Origin of the sequence: Actinomadura sp. NPDC048394 (assembly GCF_040651755.1) — a bacterium.
Taxonomy (GTDB): Bacteria; Actinomycetota; Actinomycetes; order Streptosporangiales; family Streptosporangiaceae; genus Spirillospora; species Spirillospora montaniterrae.
Genome location: NZ_JBEZJL010000023.1, coordinates 40,972 through 64,968 on the forward strand (window position 1 = coordinate 40,972; position 23,997 = coordinate 64,968).

General features: G+C 74.1%; 26 protein-coding genes. 18 read left to right on the forward strand and 8 right to left on the reverse strand.

Going from position 1 to position 23,997, the window contains the following annotated elements; all coding sequences use genetic code 11:
• Positions 1–4: 4 nt before the first annotated feature.
• From AB0C78_RS18480 to AB0C78_RS18510, 7 genes are all read left to right on the forward strand, one after another.
• A complete protein-coding gene (locus AB0C78_RS18480) occupies positions 5–790 on the forward strand; it encodes a fumarylacetoacetate hydrolase family protein (protein WP_360749088.1) in 786 nt (261 codons plus the stop codon).
• Positions 790–1,536, forward strand: coding sequence for a fumarylacetoacetate hydrolase family protein (locus AB0C78_RS18485; RefSeq protein WP_360749091.1), 747 nt, complete (start codon positions 790–792; stop codon positions 1,534–1,536). Before AB0C78_RS18480 ends, AB0C78_RS18485 begins: the two co-directional genes overlap by 1 nt.
• Complete coding sequence (locus AB0C78_RS18490; protein WP_360749094.1) at positions 1,533–1,967, forward strand: RidA family protein; 435 nt, start codon at positions 1,533–1,535, stop codon at positions 1,965–1,967. The genes AB0C78_RS18485 and AB0C78_RS18490 overlap by 4 nt, the downstream gene beginning before the upstream one ends.
• A complete protein-coding gene (locus AB0C78_RS18495) occupies positions 1,964–2,536 on the forward strand; it encodes a 3-hydroxyanthranilate 3,4-dioxygenase (protein WP_360749097.1) in 573 nt (190 codons plus the stop codon). Before AB0C78_RS18490 ends, AB0C78_RS18495 begins: the two co-directional genes overlap by 4 nt.
• 24 nt (positions 2,537–2,560) lie before the next feature.
• The gene (locus AB0C78_RS18500) at positions 2,561–3,640 is read left to right on the forward strand and encodes an amidohydrolase family protein (RefSeq protein ID WP_360749100.1); all 1,080 of its coding nucleotides are present in this window, start codon (positions 2,561–2,563) and stop codon (positions 3,638–3,640) included.
• Complete coding sequence (kynU, locus tag AB0C78_RS18505) at positions 3,637–4,890, forward strand: kynureninase (RefSeq protein ID WP_360749103.1); 1,254 nt, start codon at positions 3,637–3,639, stop codon at positions 4,888–4,890. The genes AB0C78_RS18500 and kynU overlap by 4 nt, the downstream gene beginning before the upstream one ends.
• 236 nt (positions 4,891–5,126) lie before the next feature.
• The gene (locus tag AB0C78_RS18510) at positions 5,127–5,330 is read left to right on the forward strand and encodes a cold-shock protein (protein ID WP_067639228.1); all 204 of its coding nucleotides are present in this window, start codon (positions 5,127–5,129) and stop codon (positions 5,328–5,330) included.
• A 157-nt stretch (positions 5,331–5,487) separates the two neighbouring features.
• Here the strand turns inward: AB0C78_RS18510 and AB0C78_RS18515 are convergent, their stop codons facing one another.
• Positions 5,488–6,333, reverse strand: coding sequence for an SDR family NAD(P)-dependent oxidoreductase (locus AB0C78_RS18515; protein ID WP_360749106.1), 846 nt, complete (start codon positions 6,331–6,333; stop codon positions 5,488–5,490).
• Positions 6,334–6,428: 95 nt separating this feature from the next.
• On the opposite strand from AB0C78_RS18515, the gene AB0C78_RS18520 reads away from it, so the two are divergent.
• Positions 6,429–7,265: a helix-turn-helix transcriptional regulator gene (locus AB0C78_RS18520; protein WP_360749109.1), complete on the forward strand. Its 837-nt coding sequence runs from the start codon at positions 6,429–6,431 to the stop codon at positions 7,263–7,265.
• On the opposite strand, the gene AB0C78_RS18525 is transcribed toward AB0C78_RS18520, so the two are convergent.
• Positions 7,254–8,429: an MFS transporter gene (locus AB0C78_RS18525; RefSeq protein WP_360749112.1), complete on the reverse strand. Its 1,176-nt coding sequence runs from the start codon at positions 8,427–8,429 to the stop codon at positions 7,254–7,256. The genes AB0C78_RS18520 and AB0C78_RS18525 overlap by 12 nt on opposite strands.
• 71 nt (positions 8,430–8,500) lie before the next feature.
• Between AB0C78_RS18525 and AB0C78_RS18530 the strand changes: the two genes are divergently transcribed.
• A complete protein-coding gene (locus AB0C78_RS18530; RefSeq protein ID WP_360749116.1) occupies positions 8,501–9,538 on the forward strand; it encodes an ROK family transcriptional regulator in 1,038 nt (345 codons plus the stop codon).
• Positions 9,539–9,572: 34 nt separating this feature from the next.
• On the opposite strand, the gene AB0C78_RS18535 is transcribed toward AB0C78_RS18530, so the two are convergent.
• Both AB0C78_RS18535 and AB0C78_RS18540 read right to left on the reverse strand, forming a co-directional pair.
• Positions 9,573–10,328 carry a TetR/AcrR family transcriptional regulator gene (locus AB0C78_RS18535; protein WP_360749119.1) on the reverse strand — a complete coding sequence of 252 codons (756 nt, stop codon included), beginning with the start codon at positions 10,326–10,328 and terminating at the stop codon, positions 9,573–9,575.
• The gene (locus AB0C78_RS18540) at positions 10,325–11,548 is read right to left on the reverse strand and encodes an acyl-CoA dehydrogenase family protein (RefSeq protein ID WP_360749122.1); all 1,224 of its coding nucleotides are present in this window, start codon (positions 11,546–11,548) and stop codon (positions 10,325–10,327) included. Before AB0C78_RS18540 ends, AB0C78_RS18535 begins: the two co-directional genes overlap by 4 nt.
• A gap of 46 nt (positions 11,549–11,594) precedes the next feature.
• Here AB0C78_RS18540 and AB0C78_RS18545 point away from each other — a divergent pair, with 46 nt between their 5' ends.
• Both AB0C78_RS18545 and AB0C78_RS18550 read left to right on the forward strand, forming a co-directional pair.
• Complete coding sequence (locus AB0C78_RS18545) at positions 11,595–12,341, forward strand: SDR family NAD(P)-dependent oxidoreductase (RefSeq protein ID WP_360749125.1); 747 nt, start codon at positions 11,595–11,597, stop codon at positions 12,339–12,341.
• 33 nt (positions 12,342–12,374) lie between these two features.
• Positions 12,375–13,331, forward strand: coding sequence for an NADPH:quinone oxidoreductase family protein (locus tag AB0C78_RS18550; RefSeq protein ID WP_360749128.1), 957 nt, complete (start codon positions 12,375–12,377; stop codon positions 13,329–13,331).
• Between the two features lie 15 nt (positions 13,332–13,346).
• On the opposite strand, the gene AB0C78_RS18555 is transcribed toward AB0C78_RS18550, so the two are convergent.
• Together AB0C78_RS18555 and AB0C78_RS18560 are read right to left on the reverse strand one after the other, a co-directional pair.
• Positions 13,347–14,039 (reverse strand): response regulator transcription factor, encoded by a 693-nt coding sequence (locus AB0C78_RS18555; RefSeq protein WP_360749131.1) that lies wholly within the window; start codon positions 14,037–14,039, stop codon positions 13,347–13,349.
• 22 nt (positions 14,040–14,061) lie between these two features.
• Positions 14,062–15,309 (reverse strand): sensor histidine kinase, encoded by a 1,248-nt coding sequence (locus tag AB0C78_RS18560; RefSeq protein ID WP_360749134.1) that lies wholly within the window; start codon positions 15,307–15,309, stop codon positions 14,062–14,064.
• A gap of 140 nt (positions 15,310–15,449) precedes the next feature.
• Here AB0C78_RS18560 and AB0C78_RS18565 point away from each other — a divergent pair, with 140 nt between their 5' ends.
• The 4 genes from AB0C78_RS18565 to thrS all read left to right on the forward strand — a co-directional run bounded on the left by AB0C78_RS18565 (position 15,450) and on the right by thrS (position 20,071).
• A complete protein-coding gene (locus tag AB0C78_RS18565; RefSeq protein ID WP_360749137.1) occupies positions 15,450–15,554 on the forward strand; it encodes a putative leader peptide in 105 nt (34 codons plus the stop codon).
• A gap of 61 nt (positions 15,555–15,615) precedes the next feature.
• On the forward strand, positions 15,616–16,146 hold the full coding sequence (locus tag AB0C78_RS18570; protein ID WP_360749140.1) for a cysteine dioxygenase family protein: 531 nt from the start codon (positions 15,616–15,618) through the stop codon (positions 16,144–16,146).
• A 166-nt stretch (positions 16,147–16,312) separates the two neighbouring features.
• Complete coding sequence (locus AB0C78_RS18575) at positions 16,313–17,782, forward strand: sugar porter family MFS transporter (RefSeq protein WP_360749143.1); 1,470 nt, start codon at positions 16,313–16,315, stop codon at positions 17,780–17,782.
• Between the two features lie 303 nt (positions 17,783–18,085).
• Complete coding sequence (thrS, locus tag AB0C78_RS18580) at positions 18,086–20,071, forward strand: threonine--tRNA ligase (RefSeq protein WP_360749146.1); 1,986 nt, start codon at positions 18,086–18,088, stop codon at positions 20,069–20,071.
• Positions 20,072–20,126: 55 nt separating this feature from the next.
• Here thrS and AB0C78_RS18585 read toward each other — a convergent pair whose 3' ends face one another.
• On the reverse strand, positions 20,127–21,260 hold the full coding sequence (locus AB0C78_RS18585; protein ID WP_360749149.1) for a hypothetical protein: 1,134 nt from the start codon (positions 21,258–21,260) through the stop codon (positions 20,127–20,129).
• A 96-nt stretch (positions 21,261–21,356) separates the two neighbouring features.
• Between AB0C78_RS18585 and AB0C78_RS18590 the strand changes: the two genes are divergently transcribed.
• Both AB0C78_RS18590 and AB0C78_RS18595 read left to right on the forward strand, forming a co-directional pair.
• On the forward strand, positions 21,357–21,923 hold the full coding sequence (locus tag AB0C78_RS18590) for a TetR family transcriptional regulator (RefSeq protein ID WP_360749152.1): 567 nt from the start codon (positions 21,357–21,359) through the stop codon (positions 21,921–21,923).
• A 93-nt stretch (positions 21,924–22,016) separates the two neighbouring features.
• Positions 22,017–22,628, forward strand: coding sequence for a hypothetical protein (locus tag AB0C78_RS18595; RefSeq protein WP_360749155.1), 612 nt, complete (start codon positions 22,017–22,019; stop codon positions 22,626–22,628).
• On the opposite strand, the gene AB0C78_RS18600 is transcribed toward AB0C78_RS18595, so the two are convergent.
• On the reverse strand, positions 22,610–23,161 hold the full coding sequence (locus tag AB0C78_RS18600) for an Asp23/Gls24 family envelope stress response protein (RefSeq protein ID WP_360749158.1): 552 nt from the start codon (positions 23,159–23,161) through the stop codon (positions 22,610–22,612). The genes AB0C78_RS18595 and AB0C78_RS18600 overlap by 19 nt on opposite strands.
• Before the next feature lie 311 nt (positions 23,162–23,472).
• Here AB0C78_RS18600 and AB0C78_RS18605 point away from each other — a divergent pair, with 311 nt between their 5' ends.
• Positions 23,473–23,985, forward strand: coding sequence for an HIT domain-containing protein (locus AB0C78_RS18605; protein ID WP_360749328.1), 513 nt, complete (start codon positions 23,473–23,475; stop codon positions 23,983–23,985).
• Positions 23,986–23,997: the final 12 nt, after the last annotated feature.

A 23,997-nucleotide genomic window follows, 5' to 3' on the forward strand; every position in this document is an offset into this window, starting at 1 on the left:
CCAAGTGACCAGCGACATCGACGCGGCGGCCGGGAGGCTTCTCGGCGCCTACGCCTCCGGCGTCCCGTGCGAGCCCGTCCGCGACCTCATCGCGACCGCCGACGACGCCTACGCCGTGCAGGACCGGATGACCGAGCGGTGGCTCGGGGAGGGGCGGCGGCTGTCCGGCCGCAAGATCGGCCTCACGTCCCGCGCCGTGCAGGAGCAGATGCGCGTCGACAGCCCCGACTTCGGGATGCTGTACGCCGACATGGCCGTCCCGGACGGCGACGAGATCCCGGCCGGCGCGGTCCTGCAGCCGCGTGTCGAGGCGGAGGTCGCGCTCGTGCTGGAGCACGACCTGACACACGAGCGGCACACCGTCGCCGACCTCATCCGCGCGACCGCGTTCGCGCTCCCGGCGATCGAGATCGTCGGCAGCCGCATCCGCGACTGGGACATCACGCTCGCCGACACCGTCGCCGACAACGCCTCGTCCGGCATGTACGCGCTCGGCAACCGGCCCGTCCGGCTGGAGGACGTGGACCTGCGGCTGTGCGGGATGGTGCTGGAGCGGCGCGGCGAGCAGCTGTCCAGCGGAACCGGCGCCGCGTGCCTCGGCCACCCGCTGAACGCCGCGCTGTGGCTCGCCGACACCCTCGCCCGCGTCGGGCGCCCGCTGCGCGCCGGCGACACGGTGCTGACCGGCGCGCTCGGCCCGGTCGTCCCGGCCGCGCCCGGCGACGTGTTCGAAGCCCGCATCGACGGCCTCGGCGACGTCCGCGTCGCCTTCGGCAAGGAGGTCTCCTGATGGTCGACGTGCACGCGCTCGCCGCGACGCTGGACGGCGCCGTCCGCGACGTCCGCGCGATCCCGAAGCTCACCGAAGCCGCACCGTTCGACGTGCCGACCGCGTACGCCGTGCAGCGCGAGCTGATCGAGCGGCGCACGGCGCGCGGGGAGCGGCTCTCCGGCGTGAAGATGGGGTTCACCAGCCGCGCGAAGATGGTCCAGATGGGCGTCGACGACGTCATCTGGGGCCTGCTCACCGACCGCATGCAGGCCGGGACGTCGGCGGACCTGTCGGCCCTCATCCACCCGCGCATCGAGCCGGAGATCGTGTACCTGATCGGCCGCGAGGTCCGCTCTGTCGCCGAGGTCGAGTCGGCCGTGGCGGGCGTCGCCGTCGGGTTCGAGATCCTCGACTCCCGCTACGAGGACTTCAAGTTCACGCTCCCGGACGTGATCGCCGACAACGCCTCCGCCGCCCTCTACGGGTTCGGCGCGTGGCACGAGCCGCGCGACCTGTCCAACGTCGGGCTGCTCATGGAGATCGACGGGCGGCCGGTGCAGACCGGGTCGTCCGCCGCGATCCTCGGCGACCCGGCCCGGTCGCTGCGCGCCGCAGCGCGGCTCGCGCTCGGCGCCGGCATCACGCTGGAGCCCGGCTGGGTGGTGCTGGCGGGCGCCGCGACCGCCGCCGTCCCGCTGCCGAAGGACGCGCACGTCCGCGTCACCGGCGCCGGCCTCGGCAGCGTGGAGGTGACGACCCGATGAGCGACGCGATCCTCGTCGAGGGCAAGGCCAAGCCGCGCGGGCGGTTCCCGCACGTGAAGCGGGCCGGCGACTTCGTGTTCGTGTCCGGCACCAGCTCGCGGCGCCCCGACGGCACGTTCGCCGGCGCGAGCGCCGACGCGATGGGCGTCACCGACCTCGACATCCGCGCGCAGACCCGCGCCGTCATCGAGAACATCGCCGACCTGCTGGAGGCCGCCGGGGGAGGGCTGTCCGACGTCGTCAGCGTCACCACCTACCTGGTGAACATGAACGACTTCGGCGGCTACAACGAGGTCTACGGCGAGTACTTCGACGAGACCGGCCCGGCCCGCACCACCGTCGCGGTCCACCAGCTTCCCCACCCGCACCTGCTCATCGAGATCTCGTGCATCGCCCACATCCCACGCAACGGCGAGGAGGCCGGAGCATGACCCTGCCGCAGCTGACGTTCGGACGCCCCTTCAACTTCCAGGCGTGGATCGACGAGCACCGCGACCTGCTGAAGCCGCCGGTCGGGAACGTCCAGGTGTTCGACGACGCCGGGCTGATCGTCATGGTGGTCGGCGGGCCGAACCAGCGCACCGACTTCCACGACGACCCGACCGAGGAGTTCTTCTACCAGCTCAAGGGCAACATGGTCCTGCGGGTCATGGAGGAGGAGGGCAAGCCGCCCACCGACCTGCAGATCAACGAGGGCGACGTGTTCCTGCTGCCGCCGCACGTCCGGCACTCCCCGCAGCGGCCCGAGGAGGGCTCGATCGGCCTCGTGGTGGAGATCCCGCGGCCCGAGGGCCTCAAGGAGGCGTTCGAGTGGTACTGCACCGAGTGCCACCACCTCGTGCACCGCGCCGAACTGCAGGTCCGCTCGATCGTGGACGACCTGCCGCCCGCCTTCGAGGGCTTCTACGGCAGTGACCGCGAGTGCCCGAACTGCGGTGCCGTCCACCCGGGCCGCAAGTGGCCCGAATCCATGGTCCCGAAGACGGCGCCGCGCGCCTGACCCCTCGCGTTCGACGGAGCTCCAGTGACAGTCATCGACGTCCACGCCCATGTCTTCCCCCGGCTCGGCCGCGCCGAGGGCCGCGTCCTCATCGACGGCGGCGAGCCGTGGCTGCGCGTCCACGGCGACGGCACCGGCATGATGATGAGCGGCGACCGGGAGTACCGCCCGGTCGAGGAGGGGCTGTGGGACCCCGCGCGGCGGATCGCCGACATGGACGCCGCCGGCGTCGACGTCCAGGCCGTCTCGTCCACCCCGCTGATGTTCGGGTACGCGGCGGAGCCGTCCCGCGCCGCCGACTGGTGCGACCTGGTCAACGACCGCATCCTCGCCTTCTGCGCGGACGCGCCGGACCGGCTGCTGCCGCTCTGCCAGGTCCCGCTGCAGGACCCGGCGCTCGCCTGCGAGGTCGCGACCCGCGCGGCGGCGGCCGGGCACCGCGGCGTGCACATCGGCAACCACGTCGGCGACCGCAACCTGGACGACCCGGGCATCGTCGAGTTCCTCGCGCACTGCGCGCGGATCGGCCTGCCCGTGCTCGCGCACCCGTGGGACATGCTCGGCGCCGACCGGATGCAGGGCCACATGCTGCCGTGGCTGTCCGGCATGCCCGCCGAGACGCAGCTGAGCATCCTCGCGCTGATGCTGTCCGGCGCGTTCGAGCGGATCCCGGAGTCGCTGCGGCTGTGCTTCTGCCACGGCGGCGGCAGCCTCGCGTTCACCCTCGGACGCGCCGACAACGCCTGGCACCGGCGCGACATCGTCCGCGCCGACTCGCCGCGCCCGCCGTCGGAGTACACCGACCGCTTCTACGTCGACTCCGCCGTGTTCGACCCGCGCGCGCTCCGGCTGCTGGTCGAGGTGATGAGCGCCGACCGCGTCATGCTCGGCACCGACTATCCGTTCCCCCTGGGGGAGAAGGAACCCGGTGCGACCATCCGGGCCTGTCCCGGCCTGGACGACGCCGGCCGCGCCAAGCTGCTCGGCGGCAACGCCGAGGCGTTCTTCGCGCCCACCGCCGACGCCGTGCCCGCCGCCGAGGCGGCCGTTGACACCGCCGCCGAGGCGGCCGTCGACACCGCCGTCGCGGGGAGTGCCTCATGAGCGCCGAGCAGGAGGCCTTGCGGCTGGACGAGACCGACCCGCGGCCCTCGCTGCGCGAGGAGTTCCTCATCCCGCCCGCACCCGGCGGGACGTACCCGGAGGCGGCCTACTTCGCCGGCAACTCGCTCGGCCTCCAGCCGAAGGCCGTCGCGGGCCGCCTCCGCGAGGAGCTCGACGACTGGGCGCGGCTCGCCGTCGAAGGCCACACGCAGGCGCGCCGCCCCTGGGTGGACTACCACGAGCTGCTCCGCGAGCCCGCCGCCCGCCTCGTCGGCGCCCTGCCGCACGAGGTCGTCGCGATGAACTCGCTGACGGTCAACCTGCACCTGATGATGGCGAGCTTCTACCGGCCGTCCGGGGACCGCACCCGCATCGTCATCGAGGACTCGGCGTTCCCGTCCGACTCCTACGCGGTCGCCAGCCAGGCCGTCCACCACGGCCTCGACCCGGCGGGCACCGTCGTGCGGCTGACGCCCCGCCCCGGCGAGGACACCCTGCGCACCGAGGACGTCCTGGCGTTCCTCGAACGCGAGGGCGGCACCGTCGCGCTCCTCATGCTCGGCGGCGTCAACTACCTCACCGGCCAGCTCATGGACATGGCCGCGATCACCAAGGCGGGCCGCGCCGCCGGCGCCGTCGTCGGCTGGGACCTCGCGCACGCCGCGGGGAACGTCCCGCTGCGGCTGCACGACTGGGACGTCGACTTCGCCGCCTGGTGCACCTACAAGTACCTCAACAGCGGGCCCGGCGCGGTCGCCGGCTGCTTCGTCCACGAGCGGCACGTCGCCGACCCGTCGGTGCCGAAGCTGTCGGGCTGGTGGGGGACCGAGCCGTCCGTCCGGTTCCGGATGGACCCCGACATCGCGCCGCCCGCGTCCGCCGACGCCTGGCAGCTGTCCAACCCGCCCATCCTCGCGCTGGCGCCGGTGCTGGCCTCCCTGGAGATCTTCGACCGGGTCGGGATGGACGCGCTGCGCGCCCGCAGCGAGCGGCTCACCGGCTACCTCGCGGCCCGGCTCGCCCCGCTGCGCGGCGTCCAGGTGATCACCCCGGACGACCCGGCGGCGCGCGGCAGCCAGCTGTCGCTGCGGGTCGCGGACGCCGGGGGACTGGTGCGGCGGCTCGCGGAGACCCACGGCGTGGTCGCGGACGCCCGCGAACCGGACGTCGTGCGGTTCGCGCCCGTCCCGCTGTACTGCACCTTCCACGACTGCCACCGCGCCGCCGAGGCACTGGATGATCTGACTTAGGTGTGTCGGGGTTCCGGCCGGGCCCGCATGGGGTAGGTTCGATCCTGTCGCCGCGGCCGGCCAGGCGCGGCGGCCAGTCAGGCAGTCTCGAACGTTTGCTCTACGAAACGCCCGTAGAAGTTCAAGACGACGGGCGTTCTCCGTTTCTCCGGGTGACCGGCGGACGTGAGATGAGTCCGCTTGCAGCCCGGTCCGCCGCCCGGCGGCCCGGAGGTCACACCCAGAGGAGAAAGACCATGGCCGAAGGCACCGTGAAGTGGTTCAACGCCGAAAAGGGCTTCGGGTTCATCGCCCCCGACGGCGGCGGCCCGGACGTGTTCGTCCACTACTCGGCGATCACCACCAACGGCTACCGCAGCCTGGACGAGAACCAGCGCGTCGGCTTCGAGATCACCCAGGGCCAGAAGGGCCCGCAGGCCGAGGGCGTCTACCCGCTGTAACTCCGCAATCCCGGCCCAGGGGGCTCGCCTCGCGGCGCGCCCCCTGACCGTGCTTGTGCGAGCGCGGCATCGCTTCGCGATCTGACCGGGGAGGCACCCCTCCGGCGTCGCCTCCCCGCTCAGATCGCGCGCTCGCGTGGTGGTGCAGGCGGCTGCCTCAGGCGTTGTAGGTGGTGGCGCTGATGCCCACTGTTCGCAGGAGCAGGCCGTCGCGGGTGTGGTCGGGCAGTTTCGCCAGCGCGGCCATCATCCGGGCGTCGCGGCCGACGAGGTAGCGCGCCTTCGGGCGGCGCGCCGTGAGCGCCTTGACGATCGTCTTCACGGCCGAGTCGACCGGGCCCGGTTTCGCGCGGGCGTTGAACTCCCCCATCTTCGCGGTGACGCCCTCGTAGAGGCGCTGGGCGTCCGCGTCGCCGCGCCAGCCGGCCGCCCGCCGCGCGGCGCCGGACTTGTCGAAGATCGCGGTGTCCAGCAGCCCGGGCTCGACCACGCAGACCTTCACCCCCAGCGGCCGCATCTCCACCCGCAGCGCCTCGGTGACCGACGCCAGCGCCGCCTTCGACGCGGCGATCGGCCCGAACGCGGGCCCGCTCATCCGCGCGCTCACGGCGCCGATGTTCACGACCCGGCCCCGCGCGGCGCGCAGCATCGGCAGCACCGCCTGGGTCATCGCGATCTGGCCGACCACGTTGACGTCGAACTGCCGCCGCCAGTCCTCCAGCGGCACCAGCTCGACCGGGCCCTCGACGATGACGCCGGCGTTGTTGACCAGCGCGTCCAGCCGCCCGCCGGTGCGCGCGGCGATCTCCTTGGCGGCGGCCTCGACGGTCTCCTCGTCGATCAGTTCGATGGTGAGGGCGTGCACGCCGGCGGGCAGCCGGGCGGCGTCGGCGTCCCGCCGGACCCCCGCGTACACCTCCCAGCCGAGGTCGGCGAGCCTGCGGACGGCCGCGGAGCCGACCCCGCCGCCCGCCCCGGTGATCAGTACGGTTCGAGTGCTCATGCGGCCGATGCTGGTTCCCCCGGCCGGGCCGGACAAGACTAGTGTTAACGCTATTAACGCCGCTAACAGGCATACGCGAAGCGAGGTGACCGGCCGTGCCCGTCCCGACCGCCGACGCGCGCCGCAGGGAGCTCGGCGACTTCCTGCGGTCCCGGCGCGGCCGGGTGACGCCGCGGGAGGCGGGGATCGTCCCGGGGCCGAGGCGGCGGACGCCCGGGCTGCGCCGCGAGGAGGTCGCGGCGGCCGCCGGCGTCAGCCTCACCTGGTACACGTGGCTGGAGCAGGGCCGGGTCAACGGGGTGTCGCGGCAGGTCCTCGACAGCCTCGCCCGCGCGCTGCTGCTCGACGAGCCGGAGCATCGGCACCTGCTGGAGTTGGCGGGCGAGCCCGCGGCCGAGCCGTCCGGGCCGGTGCCGGTGACGCGGGAGGTGCGCGACCTGCTCGCCATGGTGGAGCCGAACCTCGGGCACGTGGTGACGCGCCGCCTCGACCTCGTCGCCTGGAACGCGCCGGTCGACGCGCTGCTCCGCGACATGCCCGACCGGCCCTCCGGCGAGGATCTCAACATCGTCTGGATGATGTTCCACAACGCCTGGATGCGCGACCGGTTCGCCGACTGGGAGGCCGAGGCCCGGTGGCTGACGGCGCTGCTGCGCAACGAGGCCGGGCGGCAGGCCGGCAACCCCCGCTTCCAGCGGCTCGTGGCGCGGCTGACCGCGACCAGCCCGCGGTTCCGGGCGTTCTGGGAGTCCCATGACATCGTGCCGTTCACCCCGTCCGAGCGGCGGCTCCGGCATCCGGCGCTCGGCGAGGTCACGCTCCGCTACATGAAGATCAACGTGGAGAACGATCCGGACCTGAGCGTCCTGCTGCACTACGCGCCGCCCGGCTCGCCGGCGGCCGAGGCCCTCGCGCGCCTGTCACGCGCGTAGCTCCGGGACGGCCGGCGCGGCGGCCTCCGGCGCCCGGGCGGGACGCGGCCGCAGCGCGCCGGCGAGCAGGACCGTCGGCGCGCAAATGCAGGTGATCAGCGCGAACGCGGCCGGGTACGACAGCGCGCCCGCCGCCCAGCCGGTCACCGCCGGCGCGGTCAGCCCGGACAGGTAGGTGATCGTCGCGACGCCCGCGACGCCCTCGCCGGGCGTGTTCCCGGCGTTCCCGGCCGCCGCGAACACCAGCGGCACGACGGTCGCGACGCCGGCGCCGATCAGCGCGAACCCGATGATGCCGGGCAGGGCGCCGCGCGCCGCCACGACGAGGACGCCGCCGAGCACGGCGACGGCCCCGCCGCAGCGGACGACCGCCGCGGGCCCGAACCGGCGGACGAGCCGGTCCCCGGCGAGCCGGGTCGCCGCCATGCACGACATGAAGACCGTGTAGCTGGCGGCGGCGAGCCCGGGGCCCGCGCCGGCGACCTTGGTGAGGTAGACGGCCGACCAGTCGGCGCTCGCGCCCTCGGCGAACGTCGCGCAGAACCCGACGACGCCGATCGCCGCGATGGCCCGGTTCGGCAGCGCGAACCGGCGGGGCGGCGGGGCGTCCGCGTCGGCCTGGTCGGGGAGGAGGCCGCGGCCCGCGACGGCGCCCGCCGCGAGCAGCACGAGCGCGACCGCCCCGAGGTGCACCCGGGCGTCCACGCCGGCGTGCGCGGCGAGGATGCCGGCGCCGCCGGCGGCGAGGCTCCCGACGGCCCACAGCCCGTGCAGCCCGGACATGATCGGCCGCTTCAGGTGCCGTTCGACCGACACGGCGTGCCCGTTCATCACCACGTCCGACATCCCGGCGCCCATGCCGTACAGCAGCATCGCGGCGAACAGCCAGCCGGGCGCGGGCGACAGCGCGGGCAGCGCGAGGACCGCCGCCCAGTAGGCGATCAGCAAGCGGGTGGCGGTGCGCTCGCCGATGCGGTGGGCGATGCGGCTCGCGGTCGGCATCGTGGCGAACGCGCCGATGGACGGGCAGAGCAGGGCGAGCCCGAGGACGGCGGCGCCGAGGCCGAGGTGGTCCTGGATCCAGGGGATGCGGGTCGCGAGGGTGCCCGCGACGGCGCCGTGCACGGCGAAGACGGCGGCGATCGCGCGATGGGGACGGCTCATGCCGGAAAAACTAACAGGCAGGCTTCCTGATGAAAAGCCCAATAGGCAGCCTCCCTCACTACTATGGGCGCGTGAAGACCGCCGACCCGACGATGGCCCGCGCGATCAACGACCGGCTCGCCCTCGACCTGCTGCTGGAACGCGGCCCGCTGACCGCCCCGCAGCTGCGCGCGCTGACCGGGCTGTCCCGGCCGACGGTGTCCGACCTGGTCGAGCGGCTCCGCGCGGACGGGCTGATCGAGGTGGCCGGGGAGACCGGCGCCGACCGGCGCGGGCCCAACGCCCGGCTCTACGGCCTGGTCGCCGGCCGCGCCCACGTCGCCGGGGTCGACCTGCGGCGCGACGCCGTGCACGTCACCGTCGCCGACCTCGCCGGGGAGCCCGCCGGCTCCGTCTCGCGGCCGCTGCCGGACGCCCCCGACCTGCCCGCGGTGATCGCCGCGGCGGTCGCCGAGGCCGCGGGCGGCATCGACCTGCACGCCCTGGTCGTCGGGACCCCGGGCCTGATCCATCCCGGGACGGGCCTGGTGACCGACGGCGCCATGCCGGGATGGCGCCCCGACCTCGGCCCGGCGCTGCAGGAGCGGACGGCCGCGCGCGTCGTCGTGGAGAACGAGGTGAACCTCGCCGCCGTCGCCGAGCACCGCGACGGCGCCGCGGTGGGCCACGACGACTTCGCGCTGCTGTGGCTGGACGACGGCGTCGGCGCCGCGATCGTGCTGGACGGCCGGCTGCGCCGCGGCGCGTCCGGCGGCGCCGGGGAGGTCGGGCTGCTGCGGGTCGGCGGCCGCGCCTTCTGCGACCTGATGGACGTCGCGTCCGCCGGGCACCTGGACGCCGAGGCGCTCGCGGACCGGGTCGTCGAGGGCGCGTTCGCGCTGGTCGCCGTCCTGGACCCGGGCCTGGTCCTGCTGGGCGGGGTGCTGGGGCGCGGCGGCGGCGACCGCCTCGCGGGCCTGGTCGCCGAGCGGCTCGCCGCCCGCACCCCGGCCGCCACGCTGGTGCGGCCCGCGGTGCACGAGGCCGGCGCGGTGCTGCGCGGCGCCGTCCTCACCGCGCTCGACCTCGCCCGCGACGACGTCTTCGGCCGGCCGGCCGCGACCGGCTGACCGCCGCGTCCGTCCGGCCGCCGCGGGCCCGCCGTCAGTCGCGGGGCAGCCGCTCGCCGGTCCGCAGCCGGTCCAGGCCGAGCCAGATGAACTCCAGCGCCATCTGCTCGGCGCGGTCGCGCGGGGTGTCGGGATGCTCCAGCCACCACGACACCATCGACAGCATCGACCCGTACATCAGCGGGACGAGCAGCCGCGCCCGCCGCTCGTTCACCTCGAGCGCGGCGGGCGACAGCTTCGGGTCGGCGCGGCGGCGCCGCAGCAGCAGGTCGGCGAACGCGGTGCCGAGCCGGTCGCGCAGCTCCCGCAGCTCCAGCCCGACCTCCGGCTTGTCCAGGTGCCGGACGACCAGCGACCACGCGTCCGGCTCCTCGGTGGCGTAGTCGAACAGCACCCGGATCATCGCCCGGATGCCGCCCGCCGTGCCGTGCGCCGCGGGCACCGCACGGTTCAGCCGCGCCGTGAGCTCGCCGACGATCGCCTCCGTCACCTCGGCGAACAGCTCCTCCTTGGATGCGAAGTGCTGGTACAGCAGTGCCTTGGAGACCTGCGCGGCCGCGGCGACGTGCTCCATCTGCGTGAGGTGGTAGCCGCGCCGGCCGAACTCGGCGAGCGCCACCTGGAGCAGCTGCTCGCGCCGCCGGGCGTACGGCATTCGCCGCCGCACGCCCGGCCCGGCGCCCGCCGATCCGGCGCCCGCCGACGCTGGGCCCGCCGGCCCGGTGCCCGCCGGTTCCGTGCCGGCGGGCACCGTCTCCCGCGTTCCCGCGTCCCCCGTGCCGTCGGTCATTTCCCGAGGTACTTGCCCAGTTCGGCGCGCGCGACCGAGCGCACGTGGACCTCGTCCGGCCCGTCGGCGAGGCGCAGCGTGCGCAGTCCCGCCCACATCCCGGCGAGCGGGGTGTCGTCGCTGACGCCCGCGCCCCCGTGCACCTGGATCGCCTTGTCGACGACGTCCAGCGCCACCCGCGGCGCGATCACCTTGATCGCCGCCACCTCGGACCGGGCGGCCTGCACGCCCTGCTTGTCGATCAGCCACGCGGTCTTCAGGGTGAGCAGCCGGGCCTGCTCGATCGCCATCCGCGACTCGGCGATCTGCTGGCGCACCACGCCCTGCTTGGCGAGCGGCCCGCCGAACGCCACGCGGGACGCCGCGCGCTCGCACATCAGCTCCAGCGCCCGCTCGGCCATCCCGATCGCGCGCATGCAGTGGTGGATGCGGCCGGGCCCGAGCCGCGCCTGCGCGATCGCGAAGCCGCCGCCCTCCTCGCCGACGAGGTTCTCCACCGGCACGCGGACGTCGGTGAAGGTGATCTCGCAGTGGCCGTGCTGGTCCTGGTAGCCGAACACGGGCAGCGGCCGGACGACCTCGACGCCCGGGGCGTCCAGCGGCACCAGCACCATCGACTGCTGCCGGTACGGGTGGCCCTCGGGGTCGGTCTTGCCCATCACGATCATGATCTTGCAGCGCGGGTCCGCGGTGCCGCTGATCCACCACTTGCGGCCGTTGATCACGTAGTGGTCGCCGTCGCGCTCGATCCGGGTCGAGATGTTGGTGGCGTCCGAGCTCGCCACGTCCGGCTCCGTCATCGCGAACGCGCTGCGGATCTCGCCGTCGAGCAGCGGCCTCAGCCAGCGCTCCTTCTGCTCGGGCGTGCCGAACAGGTGCAGGACCTCCATGTTGCCGGTGTCGGGCGCCGCGCAGTTCGTCGCCTCGGGGGCGAGGCTGGGGGACCGGCCCGTGACCTCGGCGAGCGAGGCGTAGTCGGTGACGCTCAGGCCGTGTGCGGGATCCTCGCTGTCGGGTAGGAACAGGTTCCAGAGGCCGCGCTTGCGCGCCTCGACCTTGAGGTCCTCGACGACCTGCGGGACGTGGTGCTCGCGGCCCTGCTCGCGCAGCTCCGCCCGCTGCGCCGCGTACACCGGCTCCGCGGGGTAGACGTGGGAGTCCATGAATTCCTGGAGGCGGCCGAGGTGCTCCTGGGCCCGCTCGCTCAAACCGAAGTCCATTCCGCTAGAGTAACTGACGAGTCAGTTACTTGGGAGGGGAGTCCCCATGGCAGCCTTCGACGGCACCGGAAAGGTCGCGCTGATCACGGGCGGATCCAACGGCATCGGCGCGGCGGTCGCGCGCCGGCTGGCCCGCGAGGGCGCCCGGGTCGTGCTCGCCGACGTCGACGCCGAGGCCGGCGGCGCGCTCGCCAAGGAGCTGGACGGCGCGTTCGTCCGCTGCGACGTCCGCGAGCCCGCCGACAGCGAGGCCGCCGTCGCCGCCGCCGTCGAGCGCTTCGGCGGCCTGGACGTCGCGTTCCTCAACGCCGGCATCGCCGGGGGCGGGCAGCTCGACGAGACCTTCGACCCCGCCGTCTACCGCCGCGCCATGGGCATCAACCTCGACGGCGTCGTCTACGGCGTGCACGCGGCGCTGCCCGCGATCCGCAACCGCGGCGGCGGGAACGTCATCGCGACCGCCAGCATGGCCGCGCTCACCGCGACGCCCTTCGACCCCGTCTACGGAGCGAACAAGGCCGCGGTCGTCGGCCTCGTCCGCGCGCTCGGCCCCACCTACCTGCCCGAGGGCATCCGGGTGAACGCGCTGTGCCCGTCGTTCGCCGACACCGCCATCCTCGGCGGGATGAAGGAGGAGCTGCAGCAGAGCGGCTTCCCCATCCTGGAGGTGAGCGACGTCGTCGAGGCGTTCATGCGGATCCTGGAGGCCGACGGCGCCGGCGAGGCGTGGTACGTCGTCCCGGGCCGCCCGTCCGAGCCGTTCAAGTTCCGCGGCGTCCCCGGCCCGCGCTGACCACGCCCGACCAGAGACCGGAACAGGAGAGTCATGCGCGCGATCCAGATCACCGAGTTCGGCGGCCCCGAGGTGCTGACCGTCACCGAGCTGCCCGACCCGGTCGCCGGGCCCGGGCACCTGCTCGTCGACGTCGCCCGGGCCGGCATCAACTACGCCGACACCCACCAGGCCGAGAACAGCTACCTGTCGGAGTCGACGCTGCCGATGGTGCCGGGCGGCGAGGTCGTCGGCACCACCCCGGACGGGCGCCGCGTCGTCGCGCTCGTCGGCACCGGCGGGTACGCCGAGAAGGCCGTCGCGCCCGAGGCGCTCGCCTGGGACGTCCCGGACGGCGTCGACGACGTCACCGCGCTCGGGATGATCGTGCAGGGCGCGTCCGCGTGGGTGCTGCTGCGCCGCAGCGTGCACCTGGCGCCGGGGGAGTCGGTCGTCGTGCACGCCGCCGCCGGCGGGGTCGGCACCCTCGCCGTCCAGCTCGCCAAGGCCTGGGGCGCCGGGCGCGTCATCGCGACCGCCTCGTCCAAGGACAAGCGCGACCTCGCCCTCGAGCTCGGCGCGGACGTGGCGATCGACGCCAACGAGCCCGACCTGAAGGACGCGCTCATCGAGGCGAACGGCGGCCGGCGCGTCGACACCGTGCTGGAGATGACCGGCGGGACCGTCACCGACCAGAGCCTGAAGGCGCTCGCGCCGTTCGGCCGGCTCGCCTTCTACGGCATGGCGTCCCGCAAGGAGCCGTCGCCGGTGCGCCCGGCCACCCTGATGTCGCACTCCACCACGATCTCCGGGATGTGGCTGGCGCACGTCTTCCAGCTACCCGGCGACGTCATGCGCGCCGCGCTGGACGAGCTGTTCGGGCTGGCCGCCGCCGGGCGGCTGCGCGTCATCGGCGGCGGAGAGTACGGCCTGTCCGAGGTGCGCAAGGCCCACGAGGACCTGCGCGCCCGCCGCACCACCGGCAAGCTCGTCCTCGACCCGTCCCGCTGACCCGGGCCGGCCGGGCTAGCCGACCAGGCCGTTCTCGTAGGCGAACACGACCGCCTGGGTGCGGTCGCGCAGCGCCAGCTTGGTCAGCACGTGCCCGACGTGCGTCTTGATCGTCTGCTCGGCGAGCACCAGCTCGGCGGCGATCTCGGCGTTGGACAGGCCCCGCGCGATGAGCCGCAGCACGTCCATCTCGCGCGGGGTCAGCCCCGCCGTCGCGGCCGGGCTCGGCCGCTGGTGGCGGCGCCGGCGCGCGAAGTCGCCGATCAGCCGCCGGGTGATCGACGGCGCGAGCAGCGCGTCGCCCGCCGCCACGACCCGCACCCCGGTCACGAGGTCCGCCGCCGACGCGTCCTTCAGCAGGAACCCGCTGGCCCCAGCGCCGAGCGCCTCGTAGACGTACTCGTCGAGGTCGAACGTGGTGAGGACCAGGACCTTCGGCCGCACGTCCGCGGGGTCCCCGGCGTCCTGCCCGGTGTCGCGCCCGGCGGGCGCGCCGATCAGCTCCGCGGTCGCGGCCAGGCCGTCCATCTCCGGCATCCGGATGTCCATCACCACGACGTCCGGATCCAGCGCGCGGGCCATGTCCACGGCCTCGCGCCCGTTCCCCGCCTGCCCGATCACCTCGATCTCCGGATCGGAGGACAGCAGCGCCGCGAGCCCGTCGCGGATCATCACCTGGTCGTCGGCGATCAGCACCCGAATCGTCACGACGCCACCCTACGGGGAACGATCAGTCCCCGTACGGCAGCTCCGCCGCGACCGTCCAGCCGCCCGTGCCGCGCGGGCCCGCCGACAGCGTCCCGCCGAGCATCGTGACCCGCTCGCGCATCCCGACCAGGCCGTGCCCGCCGCCCTGCGTCCCGTCCGGGACGCCGCGCGCGCCGTCGTCGTCGACGGTCACCGCGAGCGCCTCCGGGCCGTACTTGATCTCCACGTGCACGCGCGATCCCGGCGCGTACCGGGCGGCGTTGCTGAGCGACTCCTGGACGATCCGGTACGCCGACAGGTCCACCCCGGCGTCCAGCTGGCGCGGCATCCCGACGACCACGGTGGCGACCGACAGCCCGGAGTTGCGGGCCGCCGCGGCCAGCTCGTCGAGCCGGTCCAGGCCCGGGCTCGGGGCGCGCTCGGCGCCCTCGTCGTCCGAGCGCAGCAGCCCCACGACGCGGCGGGTCTCGGTGAGCGCCTCGCGGGCCGCGTCCCGGACCACGCCGAACGTCTCGCGGGCGGCGTCCGGCAGGTCGGGGATCTTGAACGGGGCGGCCTCGGCCTGCATCGCGATCACCGACATGTGGTGCGCGACGACGTCGTGCAGCTCGCGGGCGATGCGGGCGCGCTCCTCCAGCACCGCCTGCCGGGCCAGGTCCTGCCGGTGCTGCTCCTCGCGGCGGCGCAGCTCCTCCTCCGCGGACCGGCGCCCGCCGACCGCGTCGCCGAAGGTCAGCACGAGCGCGGTGATCCCGGCGAGGATGATGCCGAACCAGCCCGGCATGCCGAACAGCACGGCGGGCAGCAGCACCCCCACGATCGTCACCGCGCCGACGCCGACGGTCGTCTGGCGGTCGCAGCCGATCCCGGCGAAGAACAGGATGACCACCAGCGCGAGGATCGCGGTGACCGGCCACGGCATGAAGCCGGTGCCGTGCCGGACGAACACGGTGATCAGCAGCCCGATGGCCGCGATCCGCCAGGCGGCGAGCGGCCAGCGGGCCGCGAAGATCAGCGGGCTGGCCATCAGCACCCCGAGCGGCCACGCCGCCCCCGCGTCCACGTGGTAGCTCGCGATGGAGATCGCGATGGACCCGGCCGTGAAGCCGATCGTCATGGCGAGCAGCAGGACCAGGATCGGCACGCGCAGCAGCAGCCGGCCCGGGAGCAGGGGGACGGCGGGGTCGTCGCGGCCCGGCACGACGGCGGCGGCGACCCCGGCGAGCAGCCGGGGCCGCGCGCCGGCGTCGGAGCGGTGTGGTTCGTTCATCTCGCCTGCGAGCCTAGAGCGCGCGGCGCCGCGCCCGCCTGCCTCCGCGGGGGGAGATCGGGCCGCCCCCGCTGGTATCACCGCTGCCCACGGCCGCGGTGGGCGGCATCCAGCCTTTCCCGATTGACTTTATAGGGATTATGGCCGATCCTCGTGGGGTGACGATCTCCGCACCGCTGCACGAGCGCCTGCACGTCGATCTGCGCCGCCAGGCCAGCGCGCTGTGTCGCCGGACGCCCCGCTAGCGGACCCCCGCCGGCGGACGCGTTCCAGCACGTCCCACCGCACAGCCGAGGAGAACGACGCATGACCGTCACCGCCACCGAGTCCGGCACGCCCGAAAACGGCACGCCCGGGATCGGCGCGCCCGCGCCGCAGGAGCCGCGGGACGCGGCCGCCCCGTTCGCGCCGGCGCGGCTCGCCGAACGGGCCCGCGCGCTGGCCGACCACCCGGAGGAATGGGTCCACCGGGTCCGGCTCGACCCGCAGGGCCGCTGGTACGAGCGCGTCCACCAGGACGCCGACCACGAGATCTGGCTGATCAGCTGGCTGCCCGGCCAGTCCACCGGGTTCCACGACCACGGCGGCTCCGCCGGCGCCTTCGCCGTCGCGCTCGGCACGCTGGAGGAGCACCGCGTCCGCACCCATCGCGAGGTCGGCGCCGGGCAGGTCCGCTCGTTCGGGCCCGACTACGTCCACGACGTCCGCAACACCTCGGACGCGCCCGCGGTGAGCGTGCACGTGTACTCGCCGCCCCTGTCGACGATGCGCCGGTACGACCTCGACGCGGGCGGCGAACTCGTCCGGCTCGCCGCGGAGTCCGCCGACGACTGGTGACGCGGCGCCCGCCGCAGGGACCGCGCCCGCCGCAGGGACGGCGCCCGCCGCGCCGCGGTGACGGGTCCGGCCGCGTCCCAGCTCACGGTCTCGGAATCGCCATCCGCGGGTGAGGCGCGGGCAACGCCGCCGCATAAGGTCCTTCCTACGGGGAAGATCCGGCTCCATGAGCACACCGGGCAGCGGAGCGAAGACCACGGCCGGCGAGGAGCACGGCGGCCCCTCCCACTCGGCCGCCACCGCCGCACTGCTGGCGGGGGCCGCCGCGCTCGGCGGGTTCCTGTTCGGGTACGACTCCTCGGTCATCAACGGCACCGTCGACGCGCTCAAGGACACCTTCCACCTGAGCGGCTTCGTCGTCGGCTTCGTCGTGTCGGCCGCGCTGCTCGGCTGCGCCGTCGGCGCCTGGTTCGCCGGCCCGCTCGGCGACCGGATCGGCCGGGTGAAGGTGATGCTGGCCGCGTCCGCGCTGTTCGTGATCAGCTCGCTCGGCTCGGCGTTCGCCTTCAGCGCCGCCGACCTGACCGCGTGGCGGCTGGTCGGCGGCCTCGCGATCGGCGCCGCGTCCGTCATCGCGCCCGCCTACATCGCCGAGATCGCGCCCGCGGAGCTGCGCGGCCGGCTCGGCTCGCTCCAGCAGATGGCGATCGTCCTCGGCATCTTCGCCGCGCTGGTCGTCGACTACGTCATCGCCCAGGTCTCCGACGGCGGCGCGACCGGGACGTTCCCGTGGGGCGGCGGCGCCTGGCGCTGGATGTTCGCCAGCGCGGCCGTGCCCGCGGTGTTCTGGGGCGTGATCGCCACGACGATCCCCGAGTCGCCGCGCTACCTGGTCAAGAAGCACAGGACGACCGACGCGAAGCGGGTGCTGGCGCGGGTCATGGGCCGCGGCGACGTGGACGGCAAGATCCAGGACATCGGCCGGTCGATCGCCGAGGACCGCGCGGTGCACCTGCGCGACCTGCGCGGCTCGCGGCTCGGCCTGCTGCCGATCGTGTGGGTCGGCATCCTGCTGTCGGTCTTCCAGCAGTTCGTCGGCATCAACGTGATCTTCTACTACTCGTCGTCGCTGTGGCAGGCGGTCGGGTTCTCCGAGAGCAACGCGATGCTCACCTCCGTGATCAACTCGGTGGTGAACGTGGCGTTCACGCTGGTCGCGATCGCGCTGGTCGACCGGGTCGGGCGGCGCCCGCTGCTGCTCGGCGGCGCGGCGGGCATGGCGCTGTCGCTCGGGACGCTGACGGCCTGCTTCTCGACCGCCCACGTGGTGGACGGCAAGCCGGAGCTGAGCGGCGCCGCCGGGCCGGTCGCGCTCGTCGCCGCCAACGTCTTCGTCGCCGCGTTCGCCGCCACCTGGGGCCCGGTCGTGTGGGTGATGCTCGGCGAGATGTTCAACAACTTCATCCGCGCGTCGGCGCTGGCCGTGGCCGCCGCCGCGCAGTGGATCGCCAACTGGGTCGTCACCACCACGTTCCCCGGCATCTCCGGCTTCTCGCTCAGCCTGGCCTACGGCCTGTACACCGCGTTCTCGGTACTCGCGTTCATCTTCGTGATCCGGGCCGTCCCGGAGACCAGGGGACGCGAGCTCGAGGACATGGACCGGCTCGAACGGCCGAGACGCGAGGCCCGCGCGTGACCGCGGAAACCTCCCTGCCCGGGGCCGCCCGCGTCGGTTACCATGGGCCCATGCAGGCCGTATCGCTCGTGCTCGAGACGACGACGCCGGGTCGCCCCCGGCGCCACGGCCGCATGTACTGACATCGCACGCTGTGAAGGCCCCGGGAGCGATCCCGGGGCCTTCACCGCTTTCCGGGGTCGCTCCGGTGCCTCCCAGAGGAGGAACAGGAGCCGTCCGATGGAACCGGATGCGTCCGGGGCACACCCCGAGTCGATAGCATCGGAACCCGCTGATCCCAACCCACCATCCCGAGGAGTACCCGTGTCCACCGTGTCTGAGCTGCGCATCACCCTCGACGGGAGCGAGCGGGCGGTGCCGGCGGGCACCACCGCGGGGCAGGCACTGGACGCCGACGGCCGCACCGTGATCGCCGCCCGGGTCAACGGCGAGCTGCGCGACCTCGCCGGCGAGCTGCACGACGGCGACGCCGTCGAGCCGGTCGCGATCGGCTCCGACGACGGCCGGGCCATCATGCGGCACTCCGCCGCGCACGTCATGGCGCAGGCCGTGCAGGAGCTGTTCCCCGAGGCCAAGCTCGGCATCGGCCCGCCGGTCGAGAACGGCTTCTACTACGACTTCGACGTCGCCGAGCCGTTCACCCCCGACGACCTCAAGCGCATCGAGAAGCGGATGCGCGAGATCGTCAAGCAGGGCCAGCGGTTCTCCCGCCGCCCCGTCTCCGACGACGACGCCCGCGCCGAGCTGGCCGCCGAGCCGTACAAGCTGGAGCTCATCGGGCTCAAGGGCTCGGGCCCGGTCGAGGACGCGGCGGACGGCGCGAACGTGGAGGTCGGCGGCGCCGAGCTGACCATCTACGACAACCTCGACGCCAAGTCCGGCGAGCTGCGCTGGAAGGACCTGTGCCGCGGCCCGCACCTGCCGTCCACCCGGGTCATCCCGGCGTTCAAGCTGATGCGGTCCGGCGGCGCGTACTGGCGCGGCAGCGAGAAGAACCCGCAGTTGCAGCGCATCTACGGCACCGCGTGGGAGTCGCGGGAGAAGCAGGACGAGTACCTGGAGTTCCTGGCCGAGGCCGAGAAGCGCGACCACCGCAAGCTCGGCGCCGAGCTGGACCTGTTCTCCTTCCCGCCGGAGCTCGGCAGCGGGCTGCCCGTCTTCCATCCCAAGGGCGGGATCATCCGCAAGGAGATGGAGGACTACATGCGGCGGCGGCAGCAGGAGGCGGGCTACGAGTTCGTCAACACCCCGCACATCACCAAGTCGTCGCTGTTCGAGATCTCCGGCCACCTGCCCTACTACGGCGACGACATGTTCCCGCCGTTCGAGGTGGACGAGGTCGAGTACCGCGTCAAGCCGATGAACTGCCCGATGCACAACCTGATCTTCCGGGCGCGCGGGCGGTCGTACCGCGAGCTGCCGCTGCGGATGTGCGAGTTCGGGTCGGTGTACCGGTACGAGAAGTCCGGCGTGGTGCACGGCCTCACCCGCGTGCGCGGCATGACCCAGGACGACTCGCACATCTACACCACCAAGGAGCAGATGGGCGACGAGATCAAGTCGCTGCTGTCCTTCGTGCTGAGCGTCCTGCGGGACTTCGGGCTCTCGGAGTTCTACCTGGAGCTGTCCACCCGGGACGACTCCGACAAGTTCATCGGCGACGAGGCCGACTGGGCGGAGGCGACCGAGGCGCTGCGCCAGGCCGCCGAGGAGTCCGGCCTCGACCTGGTGGACGACCCGGGCGGCGCCGCGTTCTACGGCCCGAAGATCTCCGTGCAGGCCAAGGACGCGATCGGGCGGACCTGGCAGCTGTCGACCATCCAGCTGGACTTCAACCAGCCGAAGCGGTTCGGGCTGGAGTACCAGGCGGCCGACGGGACCCGGCAGACCCCGGCGATGATCCACCGCGCCCTGTTCGGGTCGGTCGAGCGGTTCATGGGCGTGCTGATCGAGCACTACGCGGGCGCGATGCCGCCGTGGCTGTCGCCGGTCCAGGCCGTCGGCATCCCGATCGGCGACGGGCACGTCCCGCACCTGGACAAGGTGGCCGCGCGGCTGCGCGAGCGCGGCGTCCGGGTGGAGGTCGACTCCTCCTCCGACCGGATGCAGAAGAAGATCCGCAACGCGCAGAAGCAGAAGATCCCCTACATGCTGCTCGCGGGCGACGACGACGTCGCCAAGGACGCGGTGTCGTTCCGGTACCGCAACGGGGAGCAGAAGAACGGCGTGCCGATCGACGAGGCCGTCGAGGAGATCGTCAAGGCCGTCGAGGCCCGCATCCAGATCTGACGCCCCTCCCGGGCCGCGCCCGCCCCCGCGCGGGCGCGGCCCTGGGACGGGCCCGTCAGCTCGCGGAGAGCACGTAGGGCTTGCCGGCCAGGGCGCCGACCGCCCACATCGTCCGCGTGCCCGGCACGCGCGCGAGCCCCTTGACGACCGCGGTCGTCTCGAGCTCCGTCCGCCAGGCGCCGCCGGTGTAGTGCAGCAGGACCGAGCCCTCCGGAGCGTTCCGCCGCGCCCCGATCGCCCATGCGCCGCCCGCGCCGTCGTCCTCGAGAGGCCCGGTGAACCGGACGCCGACGGGCGCCGGCGGGCTCTGCCAGGCCGACCCGTCCCAGTGGTGGGCGCCGGCGTCGCTCACGGCCCAGACGTCGTCGGCCCCGAGGGGCAGGACGCCCGTGAGCCGCCCGTACCGCCCCGCGAGCTGCGGCGGCGTCATGTCGTGCCACGCCGAGCCGTCGAAGCGCGCCGCGTAGAACCGCCCCTCCCCGTAGAGGTCGGGCTCCGCGCCCACGGCCCAGACGTCGTCCGGTGTCCGCTGCCTGATGGCGCGGACCTCCACCGCCCCGGTGTCCTGCGGTCTCCATATCCCGCCGGTCCAGCGGTAGACGGCCGAGCCGCCGTGCGCGCGGTCGGCGTATCCGGCCGCCCAGGCGCCCGCCCCGTCCGCGTCGAGCGCGTAGAAGCAGGTGAGAAGCGGCGCGGAGAGCTCCTCCCAAGCGCCGCCGCTCAGGCGCGCGAGGTAGGGCGTGCCGCAGCCGCCCCCGTCGGAGCGGTCGTGGGGACCCGCGGCCCATACGTCGGTCGCGGAGACGGCGTCGAGCGCGGTGATCTGCCCGGCCCCCGTCATGCCGGGCGTGCCGATCCAGGACCAGGACGCGCCGTCGCCGCCCTGCAGGACGGGGTTCTGGTAGTAGCGCGGGCTGCACGGCCCGATCTCCCCGCAGTACGGGGGCACGTAGGAGTTCTGCCACTGGTAGCCGCCGGCCCAGACCGCGCCGTACCCGGCGGCGGTGACGGCGTTCAGGCCGCTGGTGCCGAGGGTGAAGGGCGCCTTGCGGACCGTCCAGGAAGTGTCGGCCTGCGCAGGGGTGTCGGCGTGCGCGGTGGTGGGAACGGCGGCGAGCGCGGCGGTCATCGCGGCCGCCGCGAGGCCGGCCGGCAGGGCGCGGGCGGCTCTCCTCTTCGTGAACGTCACATCACGCAATATGTGACAACGCGGCCGTGACTCTCTTGTCCACCGAGTGACAAGATCTCCGTGCGGGACGTGATCGGCACTGGGCACAATCGCGGGATGTGTCCACGCAGCGGCCCCCGGGAGCGGATGCTCGACGCCACCTCCGCGATCGTCGAGGACGGGGACTGGGGCGCGCTGCGCCTCGCCCGCGTCGCGCGGGACGCCGGGGTCAGCCGGCAGACCGCCTACAACGAGTTCGGGTCGAAGGTCGGGCTCGGCCGCGCGCTCGTCGAGCGGGAGGTCGACGCGTTCCTCGGCGGCGTCCAGGAGCGGATGGAGCGGCACGCCGACGACGTCCCGGCGGCGGTGGAGGCGGCCGTGCTGTTCGCGCTCACCGAGGCGGCGCGGCGGTCCCTGCTTCGGAACATCTTCGGCGCCGGACGGTCCCGCGACGACGAGCTGATCGCGCTGGCCACCCGCGGCCGCGACCCGGTGGTCGGGCACGTGGTCGCGGCTTTCCGCGGCTACGCCGACGCGACCTGGCCGGACGTCCCCGCCGACGTCAAGGACCTGCTTGTCGAGACGCTGATGCGGGTCACCGTCAGCCACGCGGTCGCGCCGCTGCACGAGCCCGCCGAGGTGGCGCGGAGCCTGGCGGAGCTGACCCGGCGCCTGCTCGGCTGAGCGCGGCGGGCGGGCCGCCGGGAGCGGGCGTGGGAGATCCGCGGAGTTGGTAGCCTCAACGGTCACGTGCCACGGACCGGGGAGACGAGCGAGATGAAGTCCACGAGGCCGCGGCGGCGGGGGCCGCGGCGGGCGCGCTCGGTCTGGGGCCGGGTCGCCGGCTACGGCGGCGCCGCGCTGCTCGTGGCCGCCGCCATCGTGGTGCTCCTGGTCCCGCTGCTCGACAAGCACAAGGACGGCGCCGGCGCGGCGGGCACGACGAGCCCCGGCGCGTCGCCCACGGCCGGGCAGGGCGTCGTCCCGGGCGGGTCGGGGCAGCCGGTCACGCCGACCAATCCCGTCCCGCAGAACAGCGGCGGCTCGCCCTACACGGGCGGCGGCCAGGGGGGCGGTCAAGGCGGCGGCATGCAGATCCCCGACCAGAACGGCGCCGCGGGCACCGACTGGTGCCCGCAGGGGACCGCGTTCTACCGCGCCGCGGGCGGGAACATCGACGTCACCATCACCGTGTCGTCCAGCGGCGCGATCCGCGCCGAACTGTCCATCAAGGGGCACGCGCCCCAGGCGCAGCAGACGACCGTGTCGGGCGGCAAACCGCACACGTTCCGGTTCAAGAACGTCCCCGCGCAGCTGGTGCGGCGGGTGAAGGTGACGACCGTGTCGGTCGGCGTGGCGATGCAGAACTGCTACGCGCGCCCCGCCTGACCTGCGCCCACCTGTCCGGCGCCCGCCTGACCGATGCCCGCCTGACCGGGGTTCGGCGCGCCGGAGCCCGCACCCGGCGACCGGCGGACGTCCTCCACCGTCACGTTGACCGCGGAGACCCGCGCGCCCAGCATCAGCCCGGCCATCCGCGCCACACCGGCCTGCACCGCCGCCGCCACGTCCATGATCACGTGGCCGTACTCGACGGCGATGCCGACGTCGACCGTCACCGCGTCGCCCGCGGAGCGGACCCGCACCCCCGACCCGAGCCCGCAGACCCCGCCGACCTCCAGCGCGGCGAGCACGGCGACCTTCTCGGCCACCTCGTCGCCGACCGTGATCCGCCCCTCCACCCGCGGCGCCGCACCGGCCGGAGCGGGAGGGGCGGCCGGAGCGGGAGGTGCCGTTAGCGGCGCGCCCGGCGGGGGCACCGGGCCCGGCAGCCCGGGCGCCCCCGGGAAGAACGGCGTCGACCCCGCCCCCGGGCGCGGTTCGGCGCCGTCCCCGGCGCGGCCCTTCTCGAGCTCGGTCATGATCGCTCCCACTGGTCGGCTGGACGACCCATGGTGTCGGAGAGACGGGCGGGACGTCACGCAGGCCCCTCCTGCGGGCGCGTCCGCGGGGCGCTGCCATCGGCGCGCCCGCCCGCCCGCGAGAGGCATCCCGGCTACGTGCCGGCGCCCCGGTCTCTCTATGCTGCTGGTCAGGCCGTGAACAAAAGGAGACCGCCGCCTTGACCACAGAGCCGGAGAAGCCCGTGGAGCAGCAGGGGCGCGACGAGGCGTCCGGCGCGGGTGCCGCGGAGCACCAGTCCCGCCTCGAGGAGGAGAGGGGCGGCGCGGGCGTGCCCGACAACTTCCAGCGGCTGTGGACCCCGCACCGGATGGCCTACATCAAGGGCGAGAACAAGCCCACCGGGCCGGGGGCGGGGGAGGGCTGCCCGTTCTGCGAGATCCCGGCGATGACCGACGAGGACGGCCTCGTCGTCGCGCGCGGCCGGTCGGTGTACACGGTGCTCAACCTCTACCCGTACAACTCCGGGCACCTCATGGTCGTCCCGTACCGGCACGTCGCCGACTACGGCGACCTCGACGAGGCGGAGTACACCGAGCTGGCCGTCTTCACCCGCCGCTCGCTCGCCGCGCTGCGCAAGGCCAGCGGCGCGCAGGGGTTCAACGTCGGCATGAACCTCGGGCTGGTCGCGGGCGCCGGCATCGCCGCCCACCTGCACCAGCACGTGGTGCCACGCTGGGGCGGCGACACCAACTTCATGCCGGTCGTCGGGCACACCCGGGTGCTGCCGCAGCTGCTGCGCGACACCCGGCAGATCCTCGCCGACGCCTGGCCGCAGGACTGACGGCGCCGGCGC

Coding starts and splice junctions, on each gene's coding strand:
- AB0C78_RS18595 (WP_360749155.1), top strand. CDS start 22,017: ATGAAGTCCACGAGGCCGCGGCGGCGGGGGCCGCGGCGGGCGCGCTCG.
- AB0C78_RS18570 (WP_360749140.1), top strand. CDS start 15,616: ATGACCGTCACCGCCACCGAGTCCGGCACGCCCGAAAACGGCACGCCC.
- AB0C78_RS18510 (WP_067639228.1), top strand. CDS start 5,127: ATGGCCGAAGGCACCGTGAAGTGGTTCAACGCCGAAAAGGGCTTCGGG.
- AB0C78_RS18540 (WP_360749122.1), bottom strand. CDS start 11,548: ATGGACTTCGGTTTGAGCGAGCGGGCCCAGGAGCACCTCGGCCGCCTC.
- AB0C78_RS18590 (WP_360749152.1), top strand. CDS start 21,357: ATGTGTCCACGCAGCGGCCCCCGGGAGCGGATGCTCGACGCCACCTCC.
- AB0C78_RS18600 (WP_360749158.1), bottom strand. CDS start 23,161: ATGACCGAGCTCGAGAAGGGCCGCGCCGGGGACGGCGCCGAACCGCGC.
- AB0C78_RS18535 (WP_360749119.1), bottom strand. CDS start 10,328: ATGACCGACGGCACGGGGGACGCGGGAACGCGGGAGACGGTGCCCGCC.
- AB0C78_RS18565 (WP_360749137.1), top strand. CDS start 15,450: ATGGCCGATCCTCGTGGGGTGACGATCTCCGCACCGCTGCACGAGCGC.
- AB0C78_RS18545 (WP_360749125.1), top strand. CDS start 11,595: ATGGCAGCCTTCGACGGCACCGGAAAGGTCGCGCTGATCACGGGCGGA.
- AB0C78_RS18495 (WP_360749097.1), top strand. CDS start 1,964: ATGACCCTGCCGCAGCTGACGTTCGGACGCCCCTTCAACTTCCAGGCG.
- AB0C78_RS18550 (WP_360749128.1), top strand. CDS start 12,375: ATGCGCGCGATCCAGATCACCGAGTTCGGCGGCCCCGAGGTGCTGACC.
- AB0C78_RS18575 (WP_360749143.1), top strand. CDS start 16,313: ATGAGCACACCGGGCAGCGGAGCGAAGACCACGGCCGGCGAGGAGCAC.
- AB0C78_RS18515 (WP_360749106.1), bottom strand. CDS start 6,333: ATGAGCACTCGAACCGTACTGATCACCGGGGCGGGCGGCGGGGTCGGC.
- AB0C78_RS18525 (WP_360749112.1), bottom strand. CDS start 8,429: ATGAGCCGTCCCCATCGCGCGATCGCCGCCGTCTTCGCCGTGCACGGC.
- AB0C78_RS18560 (WP_360749134.1), bottom strand. CDS start 15,309: ATGAACGAACCACACCGCTCCGACGCCGGCGCGCGGCCCCGGCTGCTC.
- AB0C78_RS18490 (WP_360749094.1), top strand. CDS start 1,533: ATGAGCGACGCGATCCTCGTCGAGGGCAAGGCCAAGCCGCGCGGGCGG.
- kynU (WP_360749103.1), top strand. CDS start 3,637: ATGAGCGCCGAGCAGGAGGCCTTGCGGCTGGACGAGACCGACCCGCGG.
- AB0C78_RS18485 (WP_360749091.1), top strand. CDS start 790: ATGGTCGACGTGCACGCGCTCGCCGCGACGCTGGACGGCGCCGTCCGC.